General features: G+C 55.9%; 6 protein-coding genes and 1 pseudogene. 2 read left to right on the forward strand and 5 right to left on the reverse strand.

Translation table 11 applies throughout. From position 1 onward, the window contains the following. The first annotated feature begins 11 nt into the window (after nucleotides 1-11). A complete protein-coding gene (locus ENTHG_RS17570) occupies nucleotides 12-1,190 on the forward strand; it encodes an alpha/beta hydrolase-fold protein (protein ID WP_044182720.1) in 1,179 nt (392 codons plus the stop codon). 36 nt (nucleotides 1,191-1,226) lie between these two features. Here ENTHG_RS17570 and yieH read toward each other — a convergent pair whose 3' ends face one another. Further along, nucleotides 1,227-1,892, reverse strand: a complete 666-nt coding sequence (gene yieH, locus ENTHG_RS17575) for a 6-phosphogluconate phosphatase (RefSeq protein ID WP_044182723.1) — start codon at nucleotides 1,890-1,892, stop codon at nucleotides 1,227-1,229. A 168-nt stretch (nucleotides 1,893-2,060) separates the two neighbouring features. Here yieH and ENTHG_RS17580 point away from each other — a divergent pair, with 168 nt between their 5' ends. Then, nucleotides 2,061-3,398: an NCS2 family permease gene (locus ENTHG_RS17580; protein WP_044182725.1), complete on the forward strand. Its 1,338-nt coding sequence runs from the start codon at nucleotides 2,061-2,063 to the stop codon at nucleotides 3,396-3,398. 49 nt (nucleotides 3,399-3,447) lie between these two features. Here the strand turns inward: ENTHG_RS17580 and ENTHG_RS17585 are convergent, their stop codons facing one another. The 4 genes and pseudogenes from ENTHG_RS17585 to trmE form a co-directional block, all read right to left on the reverse strand. Further along, entirely contained in the window at nucleotides 3,448-4,191 is a 744-nt protein-coding gene (locus ENTHG_RS17585) for a 4'-phosphopantetheinyl transferase family protein (protein WP_044182728.1), read from the reverse strand. A 170-nt stretch (nucleotides 4,192-4,361) separates the two neighbouring features. Further along, the gene (locus tag ENTHG_RS17590) at nucleotides 4,362-5,060 is read right to left on the reverse strand and encodes a hypothetical protein (protein WP_342355105.1); all 699 of its coding nucleotides are present in this window, start codon (nucleotides 5,058-5,060) and stop codon (nucleotides 4,362-4,364) included. Between the two features lie 76 nt (nucleotides 5,061-5,136). Then, nucleotides 5,137-5,544 (reverse strand): GNAT family N-acetyltransferase, encoded by a 408-nt coding sequence (locus ENTHG_RS17595; RefSeq protein WP_044182731.1) that lies wholly within the window; start codon nucleotides 5,542-5,544, stop codon nucleotides 5,137-5,139. A 47-nt stretch (nucleotides 5,545-5,591) separates the two neighbouring features. Then, nucleotides 5,592-6,000, reverse strand: a pseudogene (trmE, locus tag ENTHG_RS17600) (tRNA uridine-5-carboxymethylaminomethyl(34) synthesis GTPase MnmE); the annotation flags it as partial.

Here is a 6,000-nt window from a genome sequence, read left to right on the forward strand (position 1 = left end):
AGGGAAATATCATGAAAACAAACATTGCCTGTCTGACTGTGCTCATCGCTATGCTTTCAGGCGGCGCGACGGGAACGGCTCTCGCCGCCCCTCTTCCTTCCACGCCCGACCAGACGGTGCCGGTGAGCCAATATGTCACCCAGGTTAACGCCGACAAGAGCATCACTTTTCGTCTCTTTGCTCCCCATGCGAAGCATGTCGCGGTGGTGACAGGCGCCGCCGCGGACAGCTTCGTCTCCCATGACATGACGAAAGATGAAAACGGGGTATGGTCCTGGAAGAGCGAGATCCAAAAGCCCAACCTTTATGAATACTACTTTGACGTAGACGGATTCCGCTCCGTGGATACGGGGAGCCGTTTTCAGAAACCGCAGCGTCAGGTCAATACCAGCCTGATTCTGGTGCCGGGTAGCATCCTTGACGATCGGGCCGTCCCGCATGGGGATTTGCTGACTATTACCTACCATTCAAAAGCGTTAACCGCTGAACGCCGCGTTTATGTCTGGACGCCGCCGGGATACGACGGCAAAGAGGAACCGTTACCTGTTCTCTATTTTTATCATGGCTTTGGTGATACCGGCCTTTCCGCTATTGACCAGGGGCGGTTACCCCAGATCATGGATAACCTGCTTGCCGAGGGGAAAATCAAGCCGATGCTGGTGGTCGTGCCGGACACGGAAACGGATATCGCGCAGGCTATTGCAGAAAATTATCCGCCCAAAGAGAGACGTAAAACTTTCTACCCGCTGAACGCGAAAGCGGCAGACCGCGAACTGATGGAGGATATCATTCCGATGATCGACACGCGTTTTAGCGTGCGCAAAGACGCGGCGGGACGCGCGCTGGCCGGGCTATCGCAGGGAGGCTATCAGGCGCTGGTATCGGTAATGAACCATCATGAAAGCTTTGGCTGGCTGGCCACCTTTAGCGGCGTAACCACCACCACCGTTCCTGATGAAGGCGTCACGGCCCGGCTTAACCAGCCAGAGGCGGTTAATAAGCAGCTGCATAACTTCACGGTTGTGGTCGGTGAAAACGACTCGGTTACCGGCAAGGATATTGCGGGCCTGAAAAGCGAGCTGGAAAAACAGGGGATTCGCTTTGACTATAAGGAGTACCCCGGGCTGAACCATGAAATGGACGTCTGGCGTCCGGCTTATGCAGAGTTTGTGCAGAAGCTTTTTAAATAAACCGACAGCCTCTCCCGTCAGGGAGAGGCAAAAATGTTAACGCGTAATATCCCATCCGCGCGCCTTCCACAGCGCCGGCAGCTGCGCCAGTTCCGTAAAGGTAGTCACTTTTGGGTGGTCGATCGGTTTGTTATGCGGGTCGGCGCAGAAATAGAACACCTCCATCCCCGCCGCGATGCCCGACTGCGCGCCTGCCACCGAGTCATCAACCAGAATACAGTTCTGCGTGTTGACGTTAAGCGCCCTGGCGGCATGGAACATCAGTTCCGGATCGGGCTTCCAGCGCTGAATGTCATAGCCGCTGAACAGCAGATCCGGGAAGTGGTGCAGCAGCTCGAGCTTGCCCAGTGAGTGCTGCATTTTACTGACCGGACCGTTAGAGACGACGCAAATCGGCACCGTAACGGCCTCTAACAGCTCCTTCGCCCCCGGAATGATCTCCAGTTCTGAATCAAACAGGCGGGCCACTTCGCTACGGAATACGGCCTCCAGCGCGGCTTTATCCAGGTTAACGCCGTGTTCTGCGCCCACGACGTCCATAATCTCGTAGAGCTTCATCCCCTTAAAGCGTTTGAACACCTCCTCCAGATCAAGGGGAATGCCAAACTCCTTAAACATATGCACGTAAGCGCGTGAACAGATGACCTCACTGTCGACCAGGGTGCCGTCACAGTCGAAAAATACCGCTTCTATTTGGGACATGCCAGTTCCTGTTATTGCAAGTTTAACGTTTACTTACGGCAGATTACCCCACGCAATCGTTGCCGTATAAGCAAAATCAATGAAAAAAAGTGTGTGACTAAGGTCAATATTGTCTCATTTTGGTATAGGATAGCGACGAATTTTCCCTCCTTTGTTCGGAAATTGATAATGAGCCAACAACACACTACCCAGGCATCGGGCCACGGGCTGCTTGAGCGCGTGTTTAAACTGCGCGACCACGGCACAACGGCGCGAACCGAAGTGATCGCCGGTTTCACCACCTTTCTAACGATGGTGTATATCGTTTTTGTTAACCCGCAGATTCTGGGCGTAGCCGGAATGGACACCAGCGCGGTTTTCGTGACTACCTGCCTTATCGCCGCGCTCGGTAGTATCCTGATGGGGCTGTTCGCCAACCTGCCGGTGGCGCTGGCGCCTGCGATGGGGTTGAACGCCTTCTTCGCCTTTGTGGTTGTTGGCGCAATGGGCCTCTCCTGGCAGATTGGCATGGGCGCTATCTTCTGGGGAGCCGTTGGCCTGCTGCTGTTGACGATTTTCCGCGTCCGTTACTGGATGATCGCCAACATTCCGGTCAGCCTTCGTGTCGGCATAACCAGCGGTATCGGCCTGTTTATCGGCATGATGGGCCTGAAAAACGCGGGCGTGATCGTGGCGAACCAGGAGACGCTGGTCAGCATCGGTAACCTGACCTCTCACTCGGTACTGCTTGGCGTGCTGGGCTTTTTTATCATCGCTATCCTGGCGTCCCGTAATATTCACGCCGCGGTGCTGGTCTCTATCGTGGTCACAACCCTGCTGGGCTGGATGATGGGCGACGTGCAGTATCACGGTATCGTCTCCGCGCCGCCGAGCATTAGCAGCGTGGTCGGTAATGTTGACCTGGCTGGCTCCTTTAACATCGGTCTGGCGGGCGTGATTTTCTCCTTCATGCTGGTCAACCTGTTCGACTCTTCCGGTACGCTGATTGGCGTGACGGATAAAGCCGGGCTGGTGGACGAAAAAGGCAAGTTCCCGCGCATGAAGCAGGCGCTGTACGTTGACAGTATCTCTTCTGTCGCGGGTGCTTTTATCGGCACCTCTTCCGTAACCGCTTATATCGAGTCCTCTTCCGGCGTCTCTGTGGGCGGCCGCACGGGCCTGACCGCCGTGGTGGTGGGCATTCTGTTCCTGCTGGTTATCTTCCTCTCGCCGCTGGCGGGGATGGTGCCGGGCTATGCGGCGGCGGGCGCGCTGATCTATGTTGGCGTGCTGATGACCTCCAGCCTGGCCCGCGTGAAGTGGGATGACCTGACAGAAGCGGTGCCCGCCTTTATTACCGCGGTAATGATGCCGTTTAGCTTCTCCATTACCGAAGGTATCGCGCTGGGCTTTATCTCCTATTGCGTAATGAAAATCTTCACCGGCCGTCTGCGCGATCTGAGCCTCTGCGTGGTTGTGGTGGCGCTGCTGTTCGTGCTGAAAATCGTCTTTATCGACGCGCATTAATCCCCGCGCCTTCCCCCTGCTCAGGGGGAAGGCCTGCTTCGTTTCTCGCTCAGAACGTCAGGGTTTTCTCGACGGGCAAACTGGTAAAACGCATCAGGCGGGAGTCGGGATCGTTAGCCCGGGCCTGAATATCCGCCAGCGCCCGCCAGCCGTATCTGCTGTTAAATTCCCAGATCTTGAGGCTTTCAATAGCCGGAGCCACCGCCACCGACCAGATCAGCACATCCTCTGCATCGCATAGCGCCTCAACCTGCTGTAAGTGCGGTACGCGTAAACGGCCTGAACCGGGCAACAGCTGCAGCGCATCAGCGGCATTTTGTGCCGGGTGGATAAGTTTGAGAACGCTCTGGCGCAGGGTGGAAAGTTGCGCCTGCGCTTCGTTGGGATCGCTTTGATTGTTGATCCACAGCTGTTCATTGCTGCTGAACTGCCATGGCTTTTGTGCGTACGGGCTGTGAAAACTGCGCGTCGCGCGCTGCAGTTCCATGTCCAGGCCACACTCCCCTTCGGTGGTAATCGCCACGCCTGCCATATTTCCGGCCCAGGCCGTGGAAAAGCGCGGCAGGTCAGGATCGGCAAAACGGGAGGAGCCGTCTGGCTCACGAACGATCTCCGGCAGTTCGCTTACGCCATAAAGCATACTCATCATTTCGGCGAGTAACGCCCTGGACGCCAGAAAACGCAGCCGCTGATGTTCGGGGAGCTGGCGGGCCATTGCATGGCAGGCCTGCGGTAGCCGACTGGAAATGAGACACTCTTCAGAAAAGATCCCTCTTGCAAAATGCGTTGCCATTTTTCGCTCCGTGATAATGGTCCGGTGTGCTGAGAAAGATGATTATTGCGCATACCGCATACGTTTTAATGCGCAAACAGATGGATGAAAAGTCCGTAATGCGACATTTACAATTTATTTCGTTAATGCATGCGGTATTACCTATTTACCCCGTGATTATTTAATCCGATCTACCTGCGTCCAGTTGTAGTTGACCAGGCCGAGTATGAGCGGGCCTGCAACGTCGCCATAGCGCCGGTTACGTTCCTGGATAAAAAACGGCGTAGCGGCACAGGTAAGCATTGTGCCCGATATCGTAACAGGGTTGTGTGCCAGAATGGCGGTGGCAGCGGCGTGGTTTTATGCCGCGCCAGTAAGCTGTCGCGCCAGGGCGAGGAGAGCAGTGTTTCGCAAAAGGTCTGGCGCGCCCGCTGGCTCGCTTCATCCGGGATGCCAGCCAGCAACAGCTGGCCGGGCAACGCCACCAGCCGCAGCCCACGGATCCGCGTGGTTTGCCCGTCCCACGTCTGCCATAGCGCGCGCAGGGCGTCCAACTCTTGAGGACGTTGGCCTTTTTCGTAAAGCGGTAGCGTGACAGGCAGAAACGTAAAATGCAGGCCGCTGGCGGGCATACAGTCGGCCAGCGGGTCGTCACCGGTGAGCGCGGCGAGCTTTTGCCGCAGGGAAGCGATAGCGCCAGAGAGCGGCGGCTGGATGCCGGTTGCCAGCGCCAGCCGGTGCGGATCGTAATGGGCGTTTTGCATGACCTCGCCGCAATCGGGCACCTGCTGCCAGGCCGCCAGCGTTCGCTCGCTGGTGGCTTCGTAGAGGGCGCTGAGGCTAACGGCGTCCGCCTTATAGATAGTGGAAAATCTGGCTATCTTGTTCATATATCAGCAATGATCTTCCTTGAAAACACGACTATGAACCTATTCAAGGGCACAAAGGTTGGATAATGACTGGAAACTATCCCCAAATTCTGGCCATTCCTTCACTTTCCGGCCTGACTAACTCAAAACCGAACTTAGCGTAGAGTTCTGGTACATCAGCGATCAAAGTGACATAACTGCCCTTATAAGCGTTCCTGTCCAGCCAGAGAATAATATTTTCCATAATCATGCGGCCAAGGCCACGCCCCTGATGGGCGGGATCGACGGCTATATCGACTATCTCGAAGTTTAATGCACCATCACCAACGATACGTCCCATGCCAACAGGCACTCCTTGCCAGAGAATATGTACACCATAACAGCTTCGTGGCAAACCCACTTTGGCGGCCTCAAGCGGTCGTGCTGACAAGCCTGAGATACTACGTAAACGACAAAAATCTTCGGCAGAGGGAACAGATTCAACAACGGTATATTCGGCAGTCATGACCATCACCATTAGCAAACAATCAACGAACGTCCACGGATTACACGTTACTTCCCAATACAGAAGCTGGAGAAAATACGCCCCAGCAGATCGTCAGAGGTAAACTCCCCGGTTATCTCGCTTAACGCCTGCTGCGCCAGCCGCAGTTCTTCCGCCAGTAGTTCACCCGCCCACGCGCCCAGCAGTTGGGCTTTGCCCTGCTGGAGATGCTCTGCGGCCTCTTCCAGCGCCTGCAGGTGGCGGCGGCGGGCCAGGAAGCCGCCCTCCATGCTGGTATCAAAGCCCATACTCTGTTTGAGGTGGTTGCGCAGCAGATCCACACCGTCGCCGGTACGCGCCGACAGGCGAATAAGTGAGTGACCATTCACATCGCTGATACCCAGCGTTTCGCCAGTCATATCGGCTTTGTTACGCACGACGGTAATCGGCAATTTTGCCGGCAGGCGGGCAATAAAA

Source organism: Phytobacter massiliensis JC163 (assembly GCF_000321045.1).
GTDB lineage: Bacteria > Pseudomonadota > Gammaproteobacteria > Enterobacterales > Enterobacteriaceae > Phytobacter_A > Phytobacter_A massiliensis.

Bases quoted from the DNA above. Each gene is read 5' to 3' on its own strand.
- ENTHG_RS17570 (WP_044182720.1), top strand. From the start codon at position 12: ATGAAAACAAACATTGCCTGTCTGACTGTGCTCATCGCTATGCTTTCA.
- yieH (WP_044182723.1), bottom strand. From the start codon at position 1,892: ATGTCCCAAATAGAAGCGGTATTTTTCGACTGTGACGGCACCCTGGTC.
- ENTHG_RS17580 (WP_044182725.1), top strand. From the start codon at position 2,061: ATGAGCCAACAACACACTACCCAGGCATCGGGCCACGGGCTGCTTGAG.
- ENTHG_RS17585 (WP_044182728.1), bottom strand. From the start codon at position 4,191: ATGGCAACGCATTTTGCAAGAGGGATCTTTTCTGAAGAGTGTCTCATT.
- ENTHG_RS17590 (WP_342355105.1), bottom strand. From the start codon at position 5,060: ATGAACAAGATAGCCAGATTTTCCACTATCTATAAGGCGGACGCCGTT.
- ENTHG_RS17595 (WP_044182731.1), bottom strand. From the start codon at position 5,544: ATGACTGCCGAATATACCGTTGTTGAATCTGTTCCCTCTGCCGAAGAT.